General features: G+C 61.6%; 20 protein-coding genes. 13 read left to right on the top strand and 7 right to left on the bottom strand.

Annotated elements, in window-relative coordinates; all coding sequences use genetic code 11:
* Window positions 1-33: 33 nt before the first annotated feature.
* The 5 genes from hpf to lptC all read right to left on the bottom strand — a co-directional run bounded on the left by hpf (window position 34) and on the right by lptC (window position 4,639).
* Entirely contained in the window at window positions 34-609 is a 576-nt protein-coding gene (gene hpf, locus ABK249_RS03455; protein WP_227701737.1) for a ribosome hibernation-promoting factor, HPF/YfiA family, read from the bottom strand.
* A gap of 235 nt (window positions 610-844) precedes the next feature.
* On the bottom strand, window positions 845-2,401 hold the full coding sequence (gene rpoN / locus ABK249_RS03450) for an RNA polymerase factor sigma-54 (RefSeq protein WP_348862227.1): 1,557 nt from the start codon (window positions 2,399-2,401) through the stop codon (window positions 845-847).
* 171 nt (window positions 2,402-2,572) lie between these two features.
* Window positions 2,573-3,355: an LPS export ABC transporter ATP-binding protein gene (gene lptB / locus ABK249_RS03445; protein WP_081953047.1), complete on the bottom strand. Its 783-nt coding sequence runs from the start codon at window positions 3,353-3,355 to the stop codon at window positions 2,573-2,575.
* Between the two features lie 36 nt (window positions 3,356-3,391).
* Entirely contained in the window at window positions 3,392-3,958 is a 567-nt protein-coding gene (locus tag ABK249_RS03440) for an LptA/OstA family protein (protein ID WP_037159233.1), read from the bottom strand.
* Between the two features lie 12 nt (window positions 3,959-3,970).
* Window positions 3,971-4,639, bottom strand: a complete 669-nt coding sequence (gene lptC / locus ABK249_RS03435; protein WP_052183177.1) for an LPS export ABC transporter periplasmic protein LptC — start codon at window positions 4,637-4,639, stop codon at window positions 3,971-3,973.
* A gap of 212 nt (window positions 4,640-4,851) precedes the next feature.
* Between lptC and sppA the strand changes: the two genes are divergently transcribed.
* The 3 genes from sppA (at window position 4,852) to ABK249_RS03420 (ending at window position 6,573) form a co-directional block, all read left to right on the top strand.
* Window positions 4,852-5,847 (top strand): signal peptide peptidase SppA, encoded by a 996-nt coding sequence (gene sppA, locus ABK249_RS03430; RefSeq protein ID WP_348862226.1) that lies wholly within the window; start codon window positions 4,852-4,854, stop codon window positions 5,845-5,847.
* Complete coding sequence (locus ABK249_RS03425) at window positions 5,834-6,133, top strand: integration host factor subunit beta (RefSeq protein ID WP_037159231.1); 300 nt, start codon at window positions 5,834-5,836, stop codon at window positions 6,131-6,133. The genes sppA and ABK249_RS03425 overlap by 14 nt, the downstream gene beginning before the upstream one ends.
* Before the next feature lie 104 nt (window positions 6,134-6,237).
* Window positions 6,238-6,573 (top strand): LapA family protein, encoded by a 336-nt coding sequence (locus tag ABK249_RS03420; RefSeq protein ID WP_037159227.1) that lies wholly within the window; start codon window positions 6,238-6,240, stop codon window positions 6,571-6,573.
* Between the two features lie 3 nt (window positions 6,574-6,576).
* On the opposite strand, the gene ABK249_RS03415 is transcribed toward ABK249_RS03420, so the two are convergent.
* Window positions 6,577-7,032 (bottom strand): SRPBCC family protein, encoded by a 456-nt coding sequence (locus ABK249_RS03415; RefSeq protein ID WP_037159224.1) that lies wholly within the window; start codon window positions 7,030-7,032, stop codon window positions 6,577-6,579.
* Window positions 7,033-7,217: 185 nt separating this feature from the next.
* Between ABK249_RS03415 and ABK249_RS03410 the strand changes: the two genes are divergently transcribed.
* From ABK249_RS03410 to olsB, 5 genes are all read left to right on the top strand, one after another.
* Window positions 7,218-8,303 (top strand): class I SAM-dependent methyltransferase, encoded by a 1,086-nt coding sequence (locus tag ABK249_RS03410; protein WP_415926423.1) that lies wholly within the window; start codon window positions 7,218-7,220, stop codon window positions 8,301-8,303.
* Window positions 8,300-9,160 carry a TrmH family RNA methyltransferase gene (locus ABK249_RS03405; protein WP_348862224.1) on the top strand — a complete coding sequence of 287 codons (861 nt, stop codon included), beginning with the start codon at window positions 8,300-8,302 and terminating at the stop codon, window positions 9,158-9,160. Before ABK249_RS03410 ends, ABK249_RS03405 begins: the two co-directional genes overlap by 4 nt.
* Window positions 9,157-9,648, top strand: coding sequence for a signal peptidase II (gene lspA / locus ABK249_RS03400; protein ID WP_037159219.1), 492 nt, complete (start codon window positions 9,157-9,159; stop codon window positions 9,646-9,648). Before ABK249_RS03405 ends, lspA begins: the two co-directional genes overlap by 4 nt.
* Before the next feature lie 57 nt (window positions 9,649-9,705).
* Complete coding sequence (locus tag ABK249_RS03395) at window positions 9,706-11,496, top strand: hybrid sensor histidine kinase/response regulator (RefSeq protein WP_348862223.1); 1,791 nt, start codon at window positions 9,706-9,708, stop codon at window positions 11,494-11,496.
* Between the two features lie 99 nt (window positions 11,497-11,595).
* A complete protein-coding gene (gene olsB, locus ABK249_RS03390) occupies window positions 11,596-12,468 on the top strand; it encodes a l-ornithine N(alpha)-acyltransferase (RefSeq protein ID WP_037159216.1) in 873 nt (290 codons plus the stop codon).
* Window positions 12,469-12,573: 105 nt separating this feature from the next.
* On the opposite strand, the gene ABK249_RS03385 is transcribed toward olsB, so the two are convergent.
* A complete protein-coding gene (locus ABK249_RS03385) occupies window positions 12,574-14,859 on the bottom strand; it encodes an NADP-dependent malic enzyme (RefSeq protein ID WP_037159213.1) in 2,286 nt (761 codons plus the stop codon).
* A 197-nt stretch (window positions 14,860-15,056) separates the two neighbouring features.
* On the opposite strand from ABK249_RS03385, the gene mutS reads away from it, so the two are divergent.
* From mutS to ABK249_RS03360, 5 genes are all read left to right on the top strand, one after another.
* A complete protein-coding gene (mutS, locus tag ABK249_RS03380) occupies window positions 15,057-17,699 on the top strand; it encodes a DNA mismatch repair protein MutS (protein ID WP_244446990.1) in 2,643 nt (880 codons plus the stop codon).
* Window positions 17,700-17,770: 71 nt separating this feature from the next.
* On the top strand, window positions 17,771-18,328 hold the full coding sequence (locus tag ABK249_RS03375) for a cysteine hydrolase family protein (protein ID WP_037159206.1): 558 nt from the start codon (window positions 17,771-17,773) through the stop codon (window positions 18,326-18,328).
* Between the two features lie 119 nt (window positions 18,329-18,447).
* Entirely contained in the window at window positions 18,448-18,648 is a 201-nt protein-coding gene (locus tag ABK249_RS03370; RefSeq protein ID WP_348862222.1) for a hypothetical protein, read from the top strand.
* 136 nt (window positions 18,649-18,784) lie between these two features.
* The gene (locus ABK249_RS03365) at window positions 18,785-19,801 is read left to right on the top strand and encodes a helix-turn-helix domain-containing protein (RefSeq protein ID WP_152601303.1); all 1,017 of its coding nucleotides are present in this window, start codon (window positions 18,785-18,787) and stop codon (window positions 19,799-19,801) included.
* A 111-nt stretch (window positions 19,802-19,912) separates the two neighbouring features.
* The gene (locus ABK249_RS03360) at window positions 19,913-22,768 is read left to right on the top strand and encodes a [protein-PII] uridylyltransferase (protein WP_037159199.1); all 2,856 of its coding nucleotides are present in this window, start codon (window positions 19,913-19,915) and stop codon (window positions 22,766-22,768) included.
* The last annotated feature ends 63 nt before the right edge of the window (window positions 22,769-22,831 follow it).

Below are 22,831 nucleotides of genomic sequence, written 5' to 3'. Positions count from 1 at the left end.
GAGCGCCGTTTCCGACGCTCTCCCCAAGGTTGTTCAGTTTTTGATATTGGTAGAATCGATCCAGCCAATATTGCCGTCGTTGCGGCGATAAACAATGTTCAACTCTTCCTTGCCGGGGCTGCGGAACAGGAGAACCGGCTCATCAGTCATGTCGAGCGCCATCACTGCGCTAGCTACAGTCATCGTCTTCAATGGCTTTGAGCTTTCCGCAACGATGGTCGGCGCGAAATCCTCAGGCACTTCGTCCGATTCATCCGGTACGGCATCCATCACCGTGTAAGCGACTTCGGCATAGCCATTCATGTGGTTGCCCGCGTGATGGTCCTTCAGGCGCCGCTTGTAGCGGCGAAGGCGCTTTTCGATCCGCTCTGCCGCAGCATCGAAGCACCCCTGGGGATCATTCGCCTCTCCTGCCGCATGCAGGACGATCCCGGTATCGAGATGGACCTTGCAATCAGCTGAAAAGCGCGAGCCGGATTTTTCCACAATGACCTGGCTGGAATACCCCCCGTCGAAGTATTTCGCAACCGCTTCACCGATCTGGCCCTCGATCCGCTGACGGAACGATTCACCAATTTCCATATGCTTACCGGATACACGCACACTCATGGAATTTTTCCTTCTTGTCGTGACTTGCGTGTTTCAGTCTACGCCAAGCCGCCCCCTCATCCAAGCCGTTCGAATGCGGCAAAGCCAAATTGCTGCTATCTATGCCTATCGGACGGCGGGGCATGCTTTTTGGCCATGTCCCGTGCAGTTGCGGCGGGCTTCTAACCCCCGAGGCCCGGAATGTCAACGGCCGCAGGCCTTGGGAAAACTACTTAGGTCTGTGGAAATCCGTTCGTCAGAATGCCGCCACCTTGGCAAGCGCACGCTTCTCCCGACGGCGCTGGACGGAGGAGGGGATGTTCATCGCCTCGCGGTATTTTGCCACCGTGCGGCGAGCCAGTTCGACGCCGCCGCGCTTCAGGCTGATGACGATGTCGTCGTCGGAAAGCACCGCGTCCGGCGTTTCCTGGGCGATCATCTGGCGGATGCGGTGGCGCACGGCTTCGGCCGAGTGGCTGTCGCCGCCCTCTTCCGCCGAACCGATCGAGACGGTGAAGAAATATTTGAGCTCGAACAGGCCGCGCGGCGTCAGCATGTATTTGTTGGAGGTGACGCGACTCACCGTCGATTCGTGCATCTTGATCGCTTCGGCGACGGTCTTCAGGTTGAGCGGTCTCAGGTGATCGACGCCGCGCAGCAGGAAGGCGTCCTGCTGGCGGACGATCTCGGCCGCCACCTTCATGATTGTCTTGGCTCGCTGGTCGAGGCTGCGCGTCAGCCAGTTGGCGTTCTGCAGGCATTCGGACAGGAAATTATGATCCTCTCCATTTTTCGGGCAATTCTTTGAAACGCTCTGGAAATAGGCCTGGTTCACCAGAACCCGCGGCAGTGTGTCCGGATTGAGCTCGACCAGCCAGCTTCCGTCCGGCGCGGGGCGGACGACGATATCCGGCGAAATCGTCTCCGAGACGGCGCTTTCGAAACCGGCGCCGGGTTTCGGGTTGAGCCCGCGGATTTCCGCTAGCATATCGAGCAGATCTTCGTCATCGACCCCGCAGATCTTCCGGAGCGAGACGAAGTCGCGCTTGGCGAGCAGGTCGAGATGCTTCACGAGCGCGTCCATCGCCGGGTCAAGCCGATCCTTCTGCCGGAGCTGGATCGACAGGCACTCGCTGAGCGAGCGGGCAAAGACGCCCGGCGGCTCCAGCGTCTGCAGCCTGTGCAGGATGGCCTCCACGTCTTCGGCGCGCTTGCCGAGCCGAGCGGCGATTTCCTGAACATCACCCTGCAGGTAACCCGCCTCATCGAGGTGATCGACCAGATGCTGGGCCACCAAACGATCCGTCATACTGCCCAGAAGGAAAGGGATCTGCTGGTTGAGATGGTCGCGTAGCGTCACCTGGCCGGCGACGAAATCGTCTAGATCGTAGTCTTCGCCGGAATCCCCGCCCGGCATGGATTTCCACTGGCTGAGGAGTTCCGGGGCGTCGGCGCGCCGTTCCGGTCCGTCGTCGGGAAAGACGTTCTCAAAGCCTGTATCGAGCCCTTCGCCGAGCTGTTCCGCTGTGGCGGAAGAGCCCCCCTCATACCACTCGCTCTCGTCCGGGGCCCCGGCGCCTTCGCTTCCGAGCTCCGGTTCGGCAAAGATACCGCCGCTTTCAAAGCCCGTTTCCGCGCCGTTTTCGGCATCCTCTGATGCAATTTCGAGCAGTGGGTTCTTCTCGACTTCCTGGGCAATGAACTGGTTGAGTTCGAAATGCGTCATCTGCAGCAGCTGAATCGATTGCATCAGCTGCGGCGTCATCACCAGCGATTGGGTTTGGCGTAGGAAAAGGCTGGTGGATAAACCCATGGCGGACGCGAAACTCCCCTGCAATCCCCTTGCGGTACCCCATCATGAGGCGGCAATACGCGCCTTCGGCCAAGCCTCTTGATGGCCGAATTTGCATCTGGCACGAGAATTGCTTTTTTAGGAGATTTGGTCAAGCGCCGCGGTGCGGGCAAAGCAAACTTCTTTGTCGCACTAGAGGCTGAACTTGTCGCCAAGGTAAAGCCGGCGGACATCCGGGTTATTGACGATGTCGCCCGCCCGGCCATGCGTAAGCACTTCACCCGCATGGATGATGTAGGCGCGGTCGATGAGGCCCAAAGTCTCGCGGACGTTATGGTCGGTTATCAGAACGCCGATCCCGCGCGCCGTCAAGTGGCGAACGAGGTTCTGGATATCGGAGACGGAAATCGGATCGACGCCGGCGAACGGCTCGTCGAGCAGCATGAAGGCGGGATCCGTCGCCAATGCGCGGGCGATTTCGAGGCGGCGCCGCTCGCCGCCGGAAAGCGCCACGGCAGCGGATTTGCGCAGCTGGCTGATATGGAACTCCTGCAGGAGTTCATCGAGCTTTTGTTCCCGCTTGTCTTTGTCCGGCTGATGCACTTCGAGCACCGCGCGGATGTTCTCTTCCACCGTCAGGCCGCGGAAGATCGAGGCTTCCTGCGGCAGATAGCCAACACCGAGGCGGGCGCGCCGGTACATCGGCATGCGGGTGACCTCGTTGCCGTTAATGGCGATCATGCCCTCATCCACTGGCACGAGGCCGGTGATCATGTAGAAACAGGTCGTCTTGCCGGCGCCGTTCGGTCCGAGCAGCCCGACGGCCTCGCCGCGGCGCACCACCAGCGACACGCCGTTGACGACGCGGCGCGCGTCATAGCTCTTGGAAAGGCCGTGCGCGACCAGCGTGCCCTCATAGCGCGCTTTGTCGCGTACAACGAAGGGTTCGGGCGCGGACGGCTTCCTTGCCGACAGACTGGAGAGCAGCGGTATTTTCACGTGCGATGTCTATTATTGTTTCGGTTGCTGCTGCTGCCGCGATTTCGGATCGAGCAGGATTTCGACGCGCCCGCCGCAGGCGTCGAGCTTGGCTTGGCCGGTTTCCATCAGCACGGTCAGCTTGCAGCCCTTGAAGACATTGGGGCCTTCGGAGAGCACGACCTGCTTGCCCGAAAGCACGAAGGTCTGCGTGGCCATGTCGAACTCGCCTTTCTCGGCGGTGGCCTGCTGCGTACCGGAGCTCAGGAAAACCGTTTCATCGAGGAATATCTTGTCAATATTGGCGTTACCCGAGGTCACGGATGCGCCCTCGCCGGTATAGAGCACCGTCATCTTGCCGGCCTTCACCGTGGTCGAGCCCTGCACGACCTGCACATTGCCGGTGAAGAAAGCCTTCTTTTCCTGCTCCTTGATCTCGAGTTGGTCGCTCTGGATCTGGATCGGCTGATCATTGGAAAGCTTGAGGCTTTCCATCTGGCTGGTGGTCGATTGGGCCTGAGCGGTGGCGGCAAGGCAGGATAATAGCCCCGCCGCAACCAGAACTGCGGAATTCCGTGTAAAAAGGCGGCGATAGGTCATGGCGGCCGGGCTCTATTTGCCTTGGTTGCGGATGGTGGCAGGGTCGAGATGGACGCGAACCTGGCCTATGAAAGTGATAATGCGCCCCTTATCCGTTATCTTTAAGGAGTCTGCAACAATCGACCCTTCTTTCATCGATATATCGACGGGATCGCGTGTGTCCATGAAACCGGCATTGACGTCAAGATGGGCGGATTTGAACCGGGCCGTGATGCCGTTGCTGAGGTTCACGTCGAACGGAGCAGTGAGATCGAGCATGTCGGTGCCGCGGTCGAAGTTGGCGCCGGTTGCCGTTACCCGCGCGATCACGTCGTCATTGATCGGCACGGCCGCTTTCACGTCTTCGAGCGTGATCATGTTCGGGTTCTGGATGTCCTGCAACGCACGGTTGGCGATCATCGAGTAGCTGATGCCTTCGTTGTTGCGGCCGGAAATCGCCGGACGTTCCATGACGATCTTGCCGTTTTCGATGCGGGCGCTTTCGATGGAGAGGTCTTCCGGCAGATAGGCGCGGATGATCGAAACACCGATAAAGACAATCGAGATCAAGCCGGCGGCGACAGGCAGCAGGATTTTCAGCTTCCGCACAAGCGCGGAATGGGCAAGCGCCTCTTGATAGGCGTCCGCGTGCGGCTCCAACGCCGCCACCAGGCCTGCCGTCTTTCGAATATGCTGCAGCATGGATGCTGGATCTTTTCCTTTTTGCCCTTCTGCGGCCTGCCCCGAAGCCATCTCATGGCCGGGGCCGGCACGCACAGGCCTACTCTGTCCGCCAATATGGTTTTTATTCATCAACAAACAATAACGGACAACATAAAAACGTGATGTGCCCTCGTGTAAAACGCGCTACAGAGCCTATTTAGCTGCTGCTGGGCAGATTTGAGGGTGTTTTTATGGATCGAATGGCAATTGCCGATCGGCGTTCTCTGCGCCGCAAGCTGAGCTTCTGGCGCGTCGTCGCTCTGATCATGCTGGTCGGTATCGGATTTGCACTCTACCGGGTTGCGCTCGGCGATCGTGCCGGTGCGGCCGTACCGCATGTCGCGCGTGTCGAGATTTCCGGTTTGATCGCCGATAACAAGGAACTCCTGGAGCGGCTCGATCGGATTGCCGACAGCAATCAGGCCAAGGCGCTCATCGTCTCGATCTCCTCGCCGGGCGGAACGACCTATGGGGGAGAACGCATCTTCAAGGCGATTCGCCACATTGCGGAAAAGAAGCCCGTCGTCTCCGACATCCGTACGCTCGCGGCGTCCGCCGGTTACATGATCGCCACCGCGGGCGATCAGATCGTTGCGGGCGAGAGCTCGATCACGGGCTCGATCGGGGTGATCTTCCAGTATCCGCAGCTTGGCGAGGTCATGAAGAAGGTTGGCGTCTCGCTGGAGGAGATCAAGTCGGCGCCGCTGAAGGCCGAGCCCTCGCCCTTCCATCCGGCGAGCGAGGAAGCCAAGGCCATGATCCGCAGCATGGTGATGGACAGTTACGGCTGGTTCGTCGATCTCGTCGCCGACCGCCGCAAACTGCCGCGCGAGGACGTGCTGAAGCTCGCCGACGGCACGATCTTCACCGGTCGCCAGGCGCTCAATGTCAAGCTCGTCGACAAGCTCGGCGGCGAGGACGATATCCGCGCCTATCTGGAAACGCGCGGCGTCGCGAAGAACCTGCCGGTCGTGGACTGGAAGGAGCGCAGCTCCGCCTCGTCCTTCTGGTTGGCGGGGGCGCTTGCGGAGTTTGTGAAGCAGACCGGCCTTGCTCAGGTGGTGACGCCGGAGACGCTTCGCGCGCTCGGTGCCGACAAGTTGTTCCTTGACGGTCTGGTCTCGGTTTGGCAGGTTGGCACGGTTGAAAATCTAGCCTTTTCAGGGGGCAACCGTGATCAAGTCTGAATTGGTTCAGATCGTCGCAGCGCGCAATCCGCATCTCTACCATCGCGACGTCGAGAACATCGTGAATGCCGTGCTCGACGAGATCACAGATGCCCTTGCAGCGGGAAACCGCGTCGAACTGCGCGGTTTCGGTGCCTTTTCGGTCAAGAATCGTCCTTCTCGCTCCGGTCGCAACCCGCGCACCGGCGAAAGCGTCTTTGTCGAGGAGAAGTGGGTTCCCTTCTTCAAGACCGGCAAGGAACTGCGCGAACGACTGAATCCGGGCCTTGCGGACGAAGACGATTGACATCTCCGGCCGCGGCCTTCCGTCGCCTTTGAAAGCCCATAAACTGCGCCTATTCTGCAACAGCTGCCGACCAAACGGCAATCGTTGCTGCCGGGAGATGTCCGATGGATAAGCTCAAAAAGATCATCAGCCTTCTGATCCTGGTGCCGCTCGGCATCGTGCTGATCGTTCTTGCGGTGGCGAACCGCCAGATGGCCATCCTCGCGCTCAATCCCTTCCGGCCGGCGGACAGTGTCCTTTCGGTGAGCGCTCCTTTCTTCGTGTTCCTTTTTCTTGCCGTCCTCATCGGCATGGTGATCGGCTCGGCTGCGACCTGGTGGAGCCAGGGCAAGTATCGCAAGCAGGCCCGCGCCGAGGCGCGCGAAGCCGTCAAATGGCAGAAGGAGCACAAGGCAGTCCTTGCAGGGCGGCCTGGATCGTCGCAGCTTCCGGCAAAATAAGGATCAGGCCCGGCTGACCCTGGCGACGACGGCTTTGTTGAAATCCGCGAAGAACTGCGCCGCGAGCTTCTGCGAGGTCGAATCGATCAGGCGCGAGCCGAGCTGGGCGATCTTGCCGCCGACCTGCGCCTTGGTCGCATAGCGCAGCAACGTATCGGCGCCGTCTTCCAGGAGGGTCACGGTTGCTGAACCCTTGGCGAAGCCGGCAATGCCGCCCTTGCCTTCGCCGGAGATCATGTAGCTTTCCGGCGGGTTGATGTCGGAAAGGGTCACTTCGCCGGAGAAGGTTGCCGAAACCGGGCCGACCTTCAGCTTCACGGTGGCGGCGAGTTCCGTTGGCGACTTCTGCTCGAGGCTTTGGCAGCCCGGAATGCACTGGCGGAGGATATCCGGGTCGTTCAGTGCCTCCCAGACCACTTCGCGGGGTGCTGCAATCCGTTCTTCGCCGCCCATATCCATGTGATGCTCCTCCTTGGATTTTGCTGATTGTCATATTGCAAGCGCCGATACCTTTGCCAAGGGGGACATTGGGCGGACAGGCCGGTCGAGAAGAAAACCTGGCCTCTGCCGGCGCATGGCTTTGAAGAATGCGCGGCGGATGTTATCTGCTGCCTTGCGAAGAATAACCCAGGCGGATGAACGCATTGAAGAACAAGGAAAGGCGGCCGGAACGAAAGGCCCGGTCAGAGGCAGGCCACCGGCCTGCGCGCGGGAATGCCGCCCCGGCCAGGCCGGTGCCACGGTCGCAGGAGAAATCCGCAGGACCCGCAACGTCTGCGCCGGCAGAAAGCCGGCCGCTGATCGTGCGCGCGGGCGAGCCGCCTGCCGAACGCATTCCGGTGATCCTGCAATCGTCGGGTGCCGGAGATTTCCACCTGATCGACAGCGGCAAGGGCCTCAAGCTCGAGCAATACGGCCCCTATCGCATCGTTCGCCCGGAAGCGCAGGCGCTCTGGCAGCCGTCGCTTGCCGCCCATGTATGGGAGAGGGCGGATGCGGTTTTCACCGGTGACACGGATGAGGACGGCATGGGCCGTTGGCGTTTTCCCAAGGAGGCGCTCGGCGAGACCTGGCCGCTTTCCCTTCTCGGCATTGACTTCCTCGGCCGCTTCACCGCCTTCCGCCATGTCGGGGTCTTCCCCGAACAGATCGCCCACTGGAGCTGGATGAAAACCCGCATCGAAGAGGCAAAACGGCCCGTCAAGGTGCTGAACCTTTTCGGCTATACGGGCGTCGCTTCGCTGGTGGCGGCCGCCGCTGGTGCGGAGGTCACCCATGTGGACGCTTCGAAGAAGGCGATCGGCTGGGCGCGCGAGAACCAGGCGCTTGCGCGACTCGAAAGGGCGCCGATCCGCTGGATTTGCGAGGATGCCATGAAGTTCATCCTGCGCGAGGAACGCCGCGGCAACCGTTACGACATCATCCTCACCGACCCGCCAAAGTTCGGCCGCGGGCCTAACGGCGAGGTCTGGCAGCTCTTCGATCACCTGCCGCTGATGCTCGATATCTGCCGCGAACTGCTCTCACCGAAGGCGATCGGCCTTGTGCTGACCGCCTATTCCATCCGGGCAAGCTTCTATTCCATCCACGAACTGATGCGCGAGACGATGCGCGGTGCGGGCGGCTTGGTGGAATCGGGCGAACTTGTCATCCGCGAGGCCGGGCTCGACGGCAAAGGCCACGGCCGCGCGCTTTCCACTTCGCTTTTCAGCCGCTGGGTGCCGGCATGACAGATGAATTTCAGAAATCAGGACCAAGACGGGTAGGACAGGTGAAGGAAGTCACCTCGCTTGCCAACCCGATCATCAAGGATATCAAGGCGCTCAGCAACAAGAAGGATCGCGAGGAAAGCGGCACCTTCATGGCCGAGGGCTTGAAGCTCGTCATCGACGCGCTGGAACTCGGCTGGGCCATCCGCACGCTCGTCTACGCCAAGGCGGCGAAGGGCAAGCCGCTGGTGGAACAGGTGGCGGCGAAGACCGTTGCCCGGGGTGGATTGGTGCTGGAAGTCAGCGAAAAGGTGCTTTCGTCGATCACCCGGCGCGACAATCCGCAGATGGTGGTCGGCATTTTCGAACAGCGCTGGAAGCGGCTGGACGATCTGAGGCCTGCCAGGGAGGAGACTTTCGTGGCGCTCGATCGGGTGCGCGACCCCGGCAATCTCGGTACGATCATCCGGACGGCCGATGCGGCCGGGGCCTCCGCCGTGATCCTGGTCGGCGAATGCACCGATCCCTTTTCGCTGGAAACCGTACGGGCCACCATGGGCTCGGTCTTCGCGATGCCGGTCGTCAAATGTTCGGCGGAGGAGTTGCTCGCCTGGCAGAAGCGCTCCGGCACCCAGGTCGTCGCGACCCATCTGGCCGGTGCGGTTGACTACAGAACGGTCGACTATGCAAAGAAGCCGGTCGTTCTGTTGATGGGCAACGAGCAGTCAGGCCTGCCGGACAATCTTGCCAGGGCCGCGGACCGCACGGTTCGTATCCCGCAGCAGGGAAGGGCCGATTCGCTCAACCTTGCCGTCGCCACTGCCGTGATGCTTTTCGAGGCGCGCCGTCATCTGCTGACCCTGGACGAGAAAAAATGAACGGACGCGTTGCCTTCCTCTCAAGACCGCTGACGGCCCTGATTGTCATCATCATCGCGGTCATCCTCGACCAGGCGGTGAAGATCGCGGTGGAAAACTATCTTCCCATGCAGGAGGCGGTACCTCTGCTGCCGGTCCTGGCGCTCTATCGGACTTACAATCTTGGCGTCGCCTTCTCGCTTCTGTCCGGCATGGAGCGCGAATTCATCATCGGCATGCGGGTCGTCATCGTTGCCTTCGTGCTCTGGCTCTGGCGGCGCACGCCGAAGGATCGGCCGTTTGCCCATGTAGGCTTTTCGCTGATCATCGCCGGTGCGACCGGCAACCTGATCGACGGCTTCGTCTATGGCCACGTGATCGACTACATCCTGTTCCACACGGCGAGCTGGTCGTTCGCGGTCTTCAATCTGGCGGACAGTTTCATCACCATCGGCGCCGGATTTGTAATCCTTGATGAGCTTTTAGGGCCGAAAAAGAGCGATCAATAAAATTTTACCCAATTGCTCTAGGGATTGGGAAAGGAAACGTCGGTAATCTTTCCCCCCATGCGCGATATTGCCGAAATACATGAACGTATTGCCAAAGCGTTCGCGTCCCCTGCATCCGCCGATTCGCCCGAATCGGCGGGCGAACGGATCGTGCCTGCATTAGGGCTGCGCGCTTCGGAAGAAACGCGTCTGCCGTCCAGCCCCTTCGCCGCGACCTTTTCCCGGGTTTCCGCATGGTTCCGCCAGCGCACCGTCACCCGGCTCCATCACGCCTGGATGGAAGCGGAGGCGGCAAGCGCTGCAAAATCCCGGCAGATCGCCACCGTGGTCCACGAAATCCGCACGCCGCTCAATGGCATCCTGGGCATGACCCATCTGCTCGGCCAGACGAAACTGACGGCTGAACAGCAGAATTATCTGAGCGGCATCCGCCAGTCGGGTTACGCGCTGGCGCAGCTTGTCGAGGATCTCCTGGATTATTCGACGCTGGAAGCCGGCCGCTTCCGGCTCAACAACCGGGCGGAGAACCTGCGCCATCTGATTGAGAGCGTCGTCGAGATGCTGGCGCCCCGCGCGCACGAAAAGCGCATAGAGATTGCCGCGACCGTCGCGGCCGATCTTCCCGATCTTCTCGATTTCGACCCTGCACGCATCCGTCAGGTGCTCTTTAATGTCGTAGGCAATGCGGTGAAGTTTACCGCTGAAGGCGGCGTGCTGGTGCGGGCGTTCGTCGGGAACGGCCCCGAGAACAACAATGTGACGATCGCGGTCATAGACAGCGGCCCCGGCATGACGGAGGAGGAACAGGCGCGGATTTTCGGGGAATTCGAACAGGTCGGCACCGCCGAGGCGCGCAGCGGCGGCACCGGTCTCGGACTTGCCATCGCCTCCCGCATCCTGACCGAATTCGGTGGCTCGCTTTCGGTCGCCAGCCGGAAGGGAACCGGCACGACGTTTACGATCCGCTTTCCTCTGCATCTTGCGGAAGCGGCCCAGTCCGGGCCCGTCGAGAGAAGCCAATTGCTCGCCCGTTCTCGCGTCCTGCTTCTGGCCCCCGACGGTCCGGCCGCGACGGCGACCGTATCGACCATTCAGACGCTTGGCGGCCGCTGCCGGCATGTGTCCAGTCCCGCTGATGTGCCGATGCTGATTGACCGCGAGGCCACCGGCTCAATGCCTTATACGGACCTGATCGTCGATCACCGGCTTGCGTCGGATTACGCCAATGAGAAGGCGCATGCGACCCTTCATCGCATCCTGCTCGTCAATCCGGAGGAGCGGGCGTCCCAGCCGCAGGATTTCTTCGATGCCTGGCTTATCCGGCCGCTGCGGGAAAAATCGCTGATCGACGTGCTGAGCGGCCGCTTGAGAGGCTTTCGCACACGCGACGTCCTCAGCGACAGCCAACCGACGCCTGCGCCGGTTGTCGAGATACACGCGGCAGGGCTCGATGTGCTGCTCGGCGAAGACGATCCTGTCAGTGCGCTGCTTATCCGCGCGATTCTGGGAAAAGCGGGACATCGCGTCCGCCTCGCGGAGGATTTCCCCTCATTGGTGAAGGCCGCTCTGAAGAAAGACGCCCGGCCGGACCTCGTCATTTCCGACATGCATATGCCGGGCGGCAGTGTCTTCGATCTCCTGTCGGCCCTGCGCGCCGACGATCGCCCGGAAGCAGGTCCTTCCGTTCCGGTGATCGTGCTGACTGGCGAGAGCCGCGAGACTGCCCATCGGGAGGTGCTTCTCAGCGGCGCGAGCCGCGTGCTCGGCAAGCCGATTGACCCCGTGAAGCTTGTGGAGGAAATCGGGGCTCTGGGCATTCTTGGCTCCGAACGTCAACAGGTCCGTTGACGCGATCATCGGCGGACCATATTGTGACAGAAGTTGTCACGTTCCTGTCGTGGAGACGTGATTTATGGTGGTGATCCAACCGGTACGGGACGAATCACCATGGCAATTGAACTCCTGAACCGTGAAGTGACCCCTGAAACAAACCAGGCACCGGCCCCTACTCCGGATAACGGCGATGTGTTCGGCCGAATAGGCACGCTCGAAACTCGGCTCGCCCGTAGCGAGCGCGAGATCGATGCCGCGCAGGCCGTCCGCTATCGCGTCTTTGTCGAAGAGATGAACGCGACGCTCAATCCGGATGCCATGCGCCTCCACCGCGATGTCGATGCCTATGACGCGATCTGTGATCATCTTCTGGTCATCGACAATGCGATCGAGGGCGATATCGAAGATCAGATCGTCGGCACCTACCGCCTGCTCAGGCAGGAAGTGGCGCTCGCCAATGGTGGTTTCTATTCAGCCTCCGAGTTCGATATCGAACCGCTGCTTGCCCGTCACCCGGACAAGCAGTTCATGGAGCTCGGCCGCTCCTGCGTGCTGCCGGACTACCGTACCAAGCGAACGGTGGAACTGCTCTGGCAGGGCAACTGGGCCTATTCGCTGAAGCACGGCATGAACGCCATGTTCGGTTGCGCCTCCTTCCCGGGCGTGGTGCCGGAAGAACATGCGCTGGCTCTTTCCTTCCTGTATCATACGGTCCTGACCAAGGGCGAATGGGCTGTTTCCGCTCGGCCGGAACTCCATCAAGAGATGAATCTGATGCCGCTGGAAGGGATCAACACCCGCAAGGCGCTATCGGCGCTGCCGCCGCTGATCAAGGGTTATCTGCGCCTCGGCGCGATGATCGGCGACGGCGCGGTCGTCGACCGGGCCTTCAACACGACCGATGTGCTGGTCGTGCTGCCGATCGCCGCGATCTCGGACCGCTACATCAATTATTATGGCGCCGACGCCGGCCGCTTCGCGAGCTGACGGATCCAACCGTTTCCGCCAACAGAGTTGCGCATGAATTCATATCCGATGTTCAAAAAGGCCGGAGCGGTATAACCGTCCCGGCCTTTTGCTGGATACCGCCTCTCACGTCCCCGCGTTATAGGCCGCGATCGCCGCCATGTTGACGATATCGCTGTCCTTGGCGCCCATCGAGGTGATCTGCACCGATTTGTCGAGGCCAACGAGCAGCGGACCGATCACGGTGGAGGCGCCGAGTTCCTGCAGCATGCGCGTCGAGATCGAGGCGGAATGGATCGCCGGCATGACGAGCACGTTGGCCGTGCCGGAAAGCCGGCAGAACGGATACTGCTCCATCCGGTGCGGGTTGAGCGCCACGTCGGCCGCCATTTCGCCGTCATATTCGAAATCGACGCGCCGGTGGTCGAGGATTTTCACTGCCTCGCGCACCCGCTCCGAACGTTCGCCGATCGGCTGGCCGAAGGTCGAATAGGCAAGCATGGCGATGCGGGGCTCGTAGCCCATGCGCTTTGCGACCCGTGCGGCCTCGACCGCGATATCGGCAAGGTCTTCGGCATTCGGCATGTCGTGCACGGCGGTGTCCGCCACGAAGATCGTGCGGCCGCGGGCGATCACGATCGAAACCCCGATTACCTTGTGGCCCGGCTTGGCGTCGATGCAGCGGCTGACGTCGGCAAGCGCTGTGGCATAATTGCGGGTCGTGCCTGTCACCATCGCGTCCGCGTCGCCCACCGCCACCATAGTCGCGGCGAAATGGTTGCGGTCGTTATGGATGAGGCGCTGCACGTCGCGGTAGAGGAAGCCCTGGCGCTGCAGGCGGGCATAGAGGTGGTCGATATAGGCTTCGACGCGGTTCGAGAGGCGGGCATTGACGATCTCGATGCCCGGCCGGTCGAGATCGATGCCGGCCTTCTCCGCCGTTGCGCGGATCACGTCGTCGCGGCCGAGCAGGATGGCGGTTCCAAGCCCCTGATGGCAGAAGGAGATCGCCGCGCGCATGACCTGCTCTTCCTCGGCCTCGGCGAAGACGACCCGTTTCGGGAAGCGCCGTACCCGCTCGTAGATGCCTTGCGTCGTGGCGGCGATCGGATCGCGGCGGGCGGAAAGCTCGGCGGCATAGGCGGCAAGGTTGGTGATGTTTTTGCGCGCCACGCCGCTTTCCATCGCCGCCTCAGCGACGGCGACCGGGATCGCCGAGATGAGGCGCGGATCGAAAGGAACCGGGATGATGTACTGCGCACCGAAGCGCGGCCGGTTGCCCTGATAGGCGGCGGCGACGTCGTCCGGCACGTCCTCGCGGGCGAGATTGGCGAGTGCGTGGACGGCGGCGATCTTCATCGCGTCATTGATCTGCGAAGCACGCACGTCGAGCGCACCACGGAAGATATAGGGAAAGCCGAGCACGTTGTTGACCTGGTTCGGATAATCGGAACGCCCGGTCGCCATGATCGCGTCGTCGCGGATACGGGCGACTTCTTCCGGAGTGATTTCCGGGTCGGGGTTCGCCATGGCGAAGATGATCGGCTTGTCCGCCATGGAGCGGATCATTTCTTCGGTGAACGCACCTTTCTGGGAAAGGCCAAACACCACGTCGGCGCCCTTCATGGCTTCTTCCAGCGTCCGCTTGGTCGTCTTGACCGCGTGCGCCGATTTCCACTGGTTCATCCCCTCGGTACGTCCCTGGTAGATCACGCCCTTGGTGTCGCAGAGGATGATGTTGTCCTGATTGAAGCCCATCGCCTTGATCAGTTCGACGCAGGCGATTGCCGCAGCGCCCGCGCCGTTGCAGACGAGCTTTGTGGTTTTGAGATCCCGTCCGGTGAGTTCCAGCGCATTGATCAGGCCCGCGGCAGCGATGATCGCGGTCCCATGCTGGTCGTCGTGGAAGACCGGGATGTCCATCAGTTCCCGGAGCCGGCTTTCGATGATGAAGCACTCCGGCGCCTTGATGTCCTCCAGGTTGATACCGCCGAAGGAAGGGCCGAGAAAGCGCACGCAGTTGATAAACTCATCGACATTCTCGGTATCGACTTCGAGGTCGATCGAATCGACGTCGGCAAAGCGCTTGAAGAGAACCGACTTGCCTTCCATGACCGGCTTGGAGGCGAGAGCGCCGAGATTGCCGAGGCCGAGGATCGCGGTGCCGTTGGAAATGACGGCCACCATGTTGCCACGGGTCGTGTAGTCGTAGGCCGTTGCGGGGTCTGCGGCGATTGCCTTTACCGGCACCGCAACGCCCGGCGAATAGGCGAGCGAAAGATCCCGCTGCGTCGCCATCGGCTTCGTGGGGTTGATTTCCAGCTTTCCGGGCCGGCCTTCCGAATGGAAATCGAGCGCTTCCTGTTCGGTCACCGATGCGCGCGTCCGGGCGGCCTTGTCGTTGGCAGGCATGTCTCCTCCAGCTTTTTGTGGGCAGCCGTCTTTAAGGCCGCGGCAGATGTTGTCTTTCAGGGGCCAACATCGATAGTGTCGTCAACTCCCTTGCGCAACAAAAATTCGGTTCCGTGACCCAGTTTGAAAGATTCTCCATCGAAGCCCTGAACGCCGCCGAGCTCGCCTCGGAAGAAAGCCGTGCATCGGCGACGCCGATGATGGAGCAGTATATCGAGATCAAGGCGAACAATCCCGGTTCGCTGCTCTTTTATCGCATGGGCGATTTCTACGAGCTCTTTTTCGAGGATGCGGTGGAAGCCTCCCGAGCGCTCGGCATAACGCTCACGAAGCGCGGCCAGCATATGGGGCAGGATATCCCCATGTGCGGCGTGCCGGTACACGCGGCGGACGACTATCTCCAGAAGCTCATCGCGCTCGGCTTCCGCGTCGCGGTCTGCGAGCAGGTGGAAGACCCGGCGGAGGCCAAGAAGCGCGGTTCGAAATCGGTGGTGAAGCGCGATGTCGTGCGTCTCGTCACACCGGGCACGATCACCGAAGAAAAGCTGCTCGTCGCCTCGGAATCGAACTATCTCATGGCGCTCGCCCGCATCCGCGGCTCTTCCGAAGCGCAGATGGCGCTCGCCTGGATCGACATCTCCACGGGTGTCTTCCGGCTGGCGGAGACCGACGCCTCACGGTTGCTGGCGGACATCCTGCGCATCGATCCGCGTGAGCTGATTTTGGCCGACACGACTTTCCACGATCCGGAGCTGAAGCCCGTTTTCGACGTCCTCGGCAAGGTGGCCGTGCCGCAGCCGTCGGTGCTCTTTGACAGCGCCAGCGCCGAAGGCCGCATAGCCCGTTATTTCGGCGTTGGCACGCTCGATGGGTTCGGCACCTTTTCCCGTGCGGAACTGGCTGCCGCCGCGGCTGCCGTTGCCTATGTCGAGAAAACCCAGATCGCCGAACGCCCGCCGCTCGGCCGGCCGGAGCGGGAAAGCGGCGCCTCGACCCTCTTCATCGATCCGGCAACGCGCGGCAATCTGGAACTCACGAAGACGCTCTCCGGCGAGCGCGACGGCACGCTTCTGAAGGCGATCGACCGGACGGTCACCGGAGGCGGCGCCCGCCTGCTCGCCGAGCGGCTGATGTCGCCGCTGACCGATCCTGATCGAATCAATCGCCGTCTCGACTCGGTTTCCTTCCTGCTGGAGGAGCCGGGCCTCTGCAGCGAGTTGCGGTCGGCTTTGAAGCACGTGCCGGACATGCCGCGCGCGCTCTCTCGCCTGGCGCTGGATCGCGGCGGTCCGCGTGACCTCGGTTCGATCCTGCAGGGCCTCGAAGCGGCGCGCGGCGTCACGACGTTCCTCGATCGCGCCATGCTGCCGCAGGAGCTTGGTGAGGCGCTGGCGGACCTGAAAGCCCTGCCGCTGCATCTGGAATCCATGCTGGGCAACATGCTCGCCGGGGAATTGCCGCTCCTGAAGCGTGACGGCGGGTTCCTGGCGGAAGGTGCCGTTTCCGAATTGGACGAGGTGCGTGCCTTGCGCGACCAGTCCCGCAAGGTCATTGCCGGGTTGCAGCTTCAATATGCGGAAGAGACCGGCATCAAGTCGCTGAAGATCAAGCACAACAATGTGCTCGGCTATTTCATCGAGGTGACCGCCGGCAATTCCGGCACGATGACCGACACGGTCGAGGGCAAGGCGCGCTTCATCCATCGCCAGACCATGGCGAATGCCATGCGCTTCACCACCACCGAGCTTGCCGATCTCGAAAGCCGCATTGCCAACGCCGCCGACCGGGCGTTGACGATCGAGCTCGAAGCCTTCGACCGGATGGTCGAGGCCGTGATTTCCGAGGCCGAGGCGATCAAGGCCGGCGCCCGGGCGCTCGCCGTCATCGATGTCGCGGCGGGCCTCGCCATGCTGGCGGAAGAATGGAATTACCGCCGCCCGGTGGTGGATGGCTCCCGCATGTTTGCGATCGAGGGCGGCCGCCATCCGGTCGTCGAGCAGGCGCTGCGCCGCCAGTCTTCGGGCCCGTTCATCGCCAACGACTGCGATCTTTCCCCGCATGGGGATGGCGAATTCGGCGCGCTCTGGCTTCTGACCGGCCCGAACATGGGCGGTAAATCGACCTTCCTGCGCCAGAACGCGCTGATCGCCATTTTGGCGCAGATGGGTTCCTTCGTGCCGGCCACGTCTGCTCATATCGGCATCGTCGACCGGCTGTTCTCCCGCGTCGGCGCCTCCGACGATCTGGCGCGCGGCCGCTCCACCTTCATGGTCGAAATGGTTGAGACGGCGGCGATTTTGAATCAGGCGACGGATCGTTCGCTGGTCATTTTGGACGAGATCGGCCGCGGCACGGCGACCTTCGACGGCCTGTCGATCGCTTGGGCGGCGGTCGAACACCTGCATGAGGGCAACCGCTGCCGGGGCCTTTTCGCTACCCATTTCCACGAACTGACCGTGCTGTCGGAAAAGCTCAACCGGCTTTCCAACGCAACGATGCGGGTCAAGGAATGGGACGGCGAGGTGATCTTCCTGCACGAGGTCGGGCCGGGTGCTGCCGACCGCTCCTACGGCATCCAGGTCGCGCGGCTTGCCGGCCTTCCAGATTCGGTCGTCGCCCGAGCCCGCGACGTGCTGACCAAGCTGGAAGATTCCGACCGCAAGAACCCGGCGAGCCAGTTGATCGACGACCTGCCGCTCTTCCAGGTCGCGGTGCGCCGCGAGGAAACAAAACGGGCCGGCCCGTCCAAGGTCGAGGAGGCGCTGAAGGCGCTCAGCCCCGACGACATGACCCCGCGCGAGGCGCTCGACGCGCTCTACGCGCTGAAGAAGCAGCTCTAGACTCCGGCAAGGCATGTCGGATTGCGCTGGCATGTCACAAAAGTGAAGTCGGAAGGCGGTACGGCTGGTGCATGAACAAGCCATGCCTCATCGTGATCGATATGATCAGGGACTATCTCGGTTCTTGGGAGCCCGAGGCTTTGAAAGAGCTCGTCGGGAACACCAACAAACTCGTTGAAAACTTCAAGCGAAGGCAGCTTCCGGTTATTTGGGTCCGAAACGAATTCCGTCCCGACCTGAGCGATGCGTTTCCGGAGATGCGCGAGAAGAATGTTCGGCTTGCTATTCAGGGTACGCAAGGCGCTCAATTACATCCGGATCTTTTATGGAGTGCGTCCGACATAACCGTCATCAAGAAACGATACAGTGCGTTCTTCGGCACCAATCTGGACGAACTTCTGGCAGAGCTGGGCGCTACTGATCTCGTTCTTTGCGGTATCAACACGCACGCTTGTATCCGGACGGCCGCGATAGACGCTTATCAAAGGGATTTCCGTGTCTTTCTTGCAGAAGAGTGCATAAGCACCTACGACGATGAACACGGCCGTATCTCTTTGAGCTATATGAACGGGAAAATCGCGCACTTGGTTGGGATTGGCGATCTGATATCGGTGATCGAGCGTCGATAGCAGTTGGCCATTCATGCCGTCGGCGTTATGTTTCAAGTGTACTTGTTGAGCGTACAGAATCCATGTCCATACGTAGCATCGTACCGACCAAACATGAAAAAAGAAGACACTGACGACTGGTGAAGTCCGACCAATATCAGAATGCCAGCGAAGTTCTGTGCGAAGAGTTGCGCCTGATTCAATTGCGGGAGGCAGCTCGAAAAGGCTTTACCGATCTGGATGAAGGCAGGTTTGTCGATGTGAGGGGCGACGGACTGGAGGATTTTATCGCCGGTCTCGGGCGGGAGGCTGAGGCGCGTCTTGGCAGGACCTCCTTTTAACATATGGCGATCTCTGTCTGTGCGGCAGTGCCTTTCGGAGAGTCAGATCAATATCTCAATCCTCATGCCTTTCGGCCCTGAACATGCTATGGGCCTTCGAAAATTGTGATTGAGGCCGCTCTCGTCGGGTATCCGCTTGCCTTCCATTCCCTTGCCCTTCCTTGCCGGCCTCGTCTTTGCGCTGACGCTTTACCGCAGCCTGAAGGGCGTCGAGGTCCCCGGAACCCGGCGCTACTTCTACGCTTTCCTCGTCCTCTATGCCTTGCAGGGCGTCGGCATCGGCCTCCGCTTCGGTTACGGCGTCGAATGGTTGGCACCCTTTCTGCCGGTTTCGGCGTCCATCATGGCGCCGCTGGCCTTTCTGGCTTTCCGCGGCCTGACCTCGAAGCCCCTTTCGAGGGCCTGGCTTCACAGCCTGCCGCCTCTGGCGGTCGCCGTCTCGGTGGCGTTCTTCCGCGATCTCGTTGATCTGCTGCTGCTTGCGGTTTTCCTGGCTTATGGCGCGGCGTTGTGGCGTCTGACGGTGTCAGACGGCGATGAGGAGGTGATGGCGGAAGCCTCGCTCCAGCGCATGCGCCCGGCGCTGCGTGCGGCGCGCCTGACGGCCGGTCTCATGCTCTTCTTTGCGGTCAGCGATGCAGCCCTTGCCTTTTACACCGACGTTTATGGTCCCGGGAACGTACCGTTGGTGGTCGGCCTGATGAATATCGCCGCGATCGCCGCAGTGCTTGTCTACTATTTCGCGCCGGATTTTTCCGCGACGAGTCGCCCCGTCGCCTCGCAGCCGACGGAGGAGGACCGCGCCGTTCTCGCCCGCGTGGAGGCCGCCCTCGACGAGCGGGGGCTTTACAGGAACGAGGACCTGAGCCTTGCCAAGCTCGCCCGCCGGGCCGGCCTTCCCGCCCGTGATGTCTCCGCCGCCGTCAACCGTGCGACGGGCCTCAACGTCTCGCAATTCGTCAACAACCGGCGGATTGCCGAAGCCTGCCGCCTTTTGCGGGAAACCGAAGGTACCGTGACACGGATCATGCTCGATGCCGGCTTTTCGACGAAATCGAACTTTAATCGCGAATTCCGCCGCGTCACCGGCATGAGCCCGGCGCAATACCGGGCAAGGGGGCAGGGAGACAATGTAGCGAAGGCGGAGACTTGAACTTCGTCGCCCGAAGAAACAACTTTGAAACGGCTGGCGATGATAATCGTTGGTCAAGGTGCCTTAAAATCGCTATAGCCTGCCACCGCAGGCCGGCACCGGCAGGATAACATGGCCAGACACGATATCGATTTTTCCGAACTTCTCGATGTGGCCCGTCTTCGGGCCGAATGCTGTGCGATCGTCAAGGACAAGGAGCGCCCGCAGCTCGAATTGCGCACGGCCCTCCTGGCGGTCCTGCGCCGGGCGAGCGTTGAGGGCCGCCAGAAGGCGCGCGAATTGCTGGCGAGCGACGGCAGCGGCCTGAATTGCGCCCGCCGCATTTCCTGGCTCCAGGACGAACTCATCTGCATCCTGCATGAGACGATTGCGGAGGGCCTTTATCCGGAGAGCCACGATATCGCCGTGGCGGCCGTCGGCGGTTATGGCCGCGGCACGCTGGCGCCCGGCTCGGACATCGATCTTCTCTTCCTGCTGCCGGAAAAGAATACCGACAACATGCGCAAGGCGGTCGAGTTCCTGCTCTACATCCTGTGGGACATGGGCTTCAAGGTCGGCCATGCGACCCGCACCGTCGAGGAATGCATCCGCCTGTCCAGGACGGACATGACGATCCGCACGGCGATCCTCGAAACCCGCCGCATCTGCGGCAGACAGGCGCTGGTGGAGGAGCTGCAGACCCGTTTCGACCGGGAAATCGTCGCCGACACCGGGCCTGAATTCATCGCCGCCAAGCTTGCCGAACGCGACCAGCGCCACCAGAAGGCGGGCGACACCCGCTATCTCGTCGAGCCGAACGTCAAGGAGGGCAAGGGGGGCTTGCGCGACCTCCACACGCTCTTCTGGATCGCCAAATATTACTACCGGGTGCGTGACACGGCCGATCTCGTCAAGCTCGGCGTGCTGTCCCGCGAGGAATGGCGGCTGTTCGAAAAGGCGGATGACTTCCTCTGGGCCGTGCGCTGCCAGATGCATTTTCTGACCGGAAAGGCGGAGGAACGGCTTTCCTTCGATATCCAGCGGGAGATTGCAGAAAGCCTGGGGTACCACACGCGCCCCGGCCTTTCCGCCGTCGAGCGCTTCATGAAGCACTACTTCCTGGTCGCCAAGAACGTCGGCGACCTGACGCGCATCCTCTGCGCCGCACTCGAGGATGAGCAGGCCAAGGCCGCGCCGGGGCTTACCCAGCGCGTCATTTCCCGCTTCACCAAGCGGCTCCGCAAGATCCCCGGCACGCTGGATTTCGTAGAGGATCGCGGCCGCATCACGCTTGCTGCCCCGGACGTCTTCAGGCGCGACCCCGTCAATATCATACGCTTCTTCCACGTCGCGGACATCAACGGACTCGAGCTGCATCCCGATGCGCTCAAACACATGACCCGTTCGCTCTCGCTGATCGATAACGACGTGCGCGAGAACGAGGAGGCGAACCGGCTCTTTCTTTCCATACTGACCTCGCGCCGCGATCCGGCGCTGATGCTGCGCCGCATGAACGAGGCTGGGGTACTTGGCCGCTTCATCCCGGAATTCGGCAAGGTCGTCGCGATGATGCAGTTCAACATGTATCATCACTATACGGTCGATGAGCACCTGATCCGGTCCGTCGAGGCGCTTTCGGAGGTCGATCAGGGCAAGACGGCGGACATCCATCCGCTGTCGAACAAGCTGATGCCGGGTATCGAGGACCGCACGGTGCTTTATGTGGCGGTGCTGCTGCACGATATCGCCAAGGGCCGCCAGGAGGATCATTCGATCGCCGGAGCCCGCATCGCGCGCAAGCTCTGCCCGCGTCTCGGTCTCAATCCGAAGCAGACCGAGCTGGTCGTCTGGCTGATCGAGGAACATCTCTTGATGTCCATGACCGCCCAGACCCGCGACCTGCACGACCGCAAGACGATCACGGACTTCGCCGAGAAGGTGCAGTCGATGGACCGGCTGAAGCTGCTCCTGATCCTGACGATCTGCGATATCCGCGCCGTCGGCCCGGGTGTGTGGAACGGCTGGAAGGGCCAGTTGCTGCGCACGCTTTACTATGAGACGGAACTCCTGCTTTCGGGCGGCTTTTCGGAAGTCTCCCGCAAGGAGCGCGCCAAGCTTGCCGAGGAAGAGCTCTTCAAGGCGCTTTCCGACTGGAGCCAGAAGGATCGCCGCACCTATTCGAAGCTACACTACCAGCCCTACCTGCTGTCGGTCTCGCTGGAAGACCAGGTCCGACACGCGAAATTCATCCGCGATGCGGATAAGGCCGATCAGGCTCTCGCCACCATGGTGCGCACGGACAGTTTCCACGCCATCACCGAGATCACGGTGCTTGCTCCCGACCATCCGCGCCTCCTGTCGATCATTGCCGGGGCCTGCGCTGCGGCCGGCGCCAATATCGCCGATGCGCAGATCTTCACCACGACGGATGGCCGGGCCCTGGACACCATCCTCGTCAACCGCGAGTTTGCCGTCGACGAGGACGAGTTGCGCCGCGCCGGTACGATCAGCCGGATGATCGAGGACGTACTGTCGGGAAAGAAACGCCTGCCGGAAGTCATTGCGACGCGCGCCAAGTCCCGCAAGCGCAACAAGACCTTCGTGATTCCGCCCTCGGTCATCATCTCGAACGGCTTGTCGAACAAGTTCACGGTCATAGAGGTGGAATGCCTGGACCGTACCGGCCTGCTGGCCGATATCACGGCGGTTCTGGCGGATCTCTCGCTCGACATTCATTCGGCACGCATCACCACTTTCGGCGAGAAGGTCATCGATACCTTCTACGTCACCGACCTGGTCGGCCAGAAGGTCGTGAATGAGAACCGCCAGGGCAATATTTCCGCAAGGCTGAAGGCGGTCATGGCCGAACAGGAGGACGAGCTTCGAAGCGGCATGCCGGCCGGCATCATCGCGCCCGCGCCGAACCCTGAACAGGCTTCCGTGCCGGCACCACAGCCGCAGGCCCGCAAGGCCAAGGCCAGCGCGTGATCTCCTCGGCGGACAATTGTACCCCCCTCTGCCCTGCCGGGCATCTCCCCCACAAGGGGGGAG

Origin of the sequence: Neorhizobium phenanthreniclasticum (genome assembly GCF_040066075.1) — a bacterium.
Lineage (GTDB): Bacteria > Pseudomonadota > Alphaproteobacteria > Rhizobiales > Rhizobiaceae > Neorhizobium > Neorhizobium petrolearium.
Note: the sequence above shows the minus strand (reverse complement) of the source record. Positions and strands in the feature narration are given on the sequence as shown.

Excerpts from the sequence above, each read along its gene's own strand:
- hpf (WP_227701737.1), bottom strand. The coding sequence starts at position 609 with ATGAGTGTGCGTGTATCCGGTAAGCATATGGAAATTGGTGAATCGTTC.
- rpoN (WP_348862227.1), bottom strand. The coding sequence starts at position 2,401 with ATGGGTTTATCCACCAGCCTTTTCCTACGCCAAACCCAATCGCTGGTG.
- ABK249_RS03440 (WP_037159233.1), bottom strand. The coding sequence starts at position 3,958 with ATGACCTATCGCCGCCTTTTTACACGGAATTCCGCAGTTCTGGTTGCG.
- lptC (WP_052183177.1), bottom strand. The coding sequence starts at position 4,639 with ATGCTGCAGCATATTCGAAAGACGGCAGGCCTGGTGGCGGCGTTGGAG.
- sppA (WP_348862226.1), top strand. The coding sequence starts at position 4,852 with ATGGATCGAATGGCAATTGCCGATCGGCGTTCTCTGCGCCGCAAGCTG.
- ABK249_RS03420 (WP_037159227.1), top strand. The coding sequence starts at position 6,238 with ATGGATAAGCTCAAAAAGATCATCAGCCTTCTGATCCTGGTGCCGCTC.
- ABK249_RS03415 (WP_037159224.1), bottom strand. The coding sequence starts at position 7,032 with ATGGATATGGGCGGCGAAGAACGGATTGCAGCACCCCGCGAAGTGGTC.
- ABK249_RS03405 (WP_348862224.1), top strand. The coding sequence starts at position 8,300 with ATGACAGATGAATTTCAGAAATCAGGACCAAGACGGGTAGGACAGGTG.
- lspA (WP_037159219.1), top strand. The coding sequence starts at position 9,157 with ATGAACGGACGCGTTGCCTTCCTCTCAAGACCGCTGACGGCCCTGATT.
- ABK249_RS03395 (WP_348862223.1), top strand. The coding sequence starts at position 9,706 with ATGCGCGATATTGCCGAAATACATGAACGTATTGCCAAAGCGTTCGCG.
- olsB (WP_037159216.1), top strand. The coding sequence starts at position 11,596 with ATGGCAATTGAACTCCTGAACCGTGAAGTGACCCCTGAAACAAACCAG.
- ABK249_RS03385 (WP_037159213.1), bottom strand. The coding sequence starts at position 14,859 with ATGCCTGCCAACGACAAGGCCGCCCGGACGCGCGCATCGGTGACCGAA.
- mutS (WP_244446990.1), top strand. The coding sequence starts at position 15,057 with ATGATGGAGCAGTATATCGAGATCAAGGCGAACAATCCCGGTTCGCTG.
- ABK249_RS03375 (WP_037159206.1), top strand. The coding sequence starts at position 17,771 with ATGAACAAGCCATGCCTCATCGTGATCGATATGATCAGGGACTATCTC.
- ABK249_RS03360 (WP_037159199.1), top strand. The coding sequence starts at position 19,913 with ATGGCCAGACACGATATCGATTTTTCCGAACTTCTCGATGTGGCCCGT.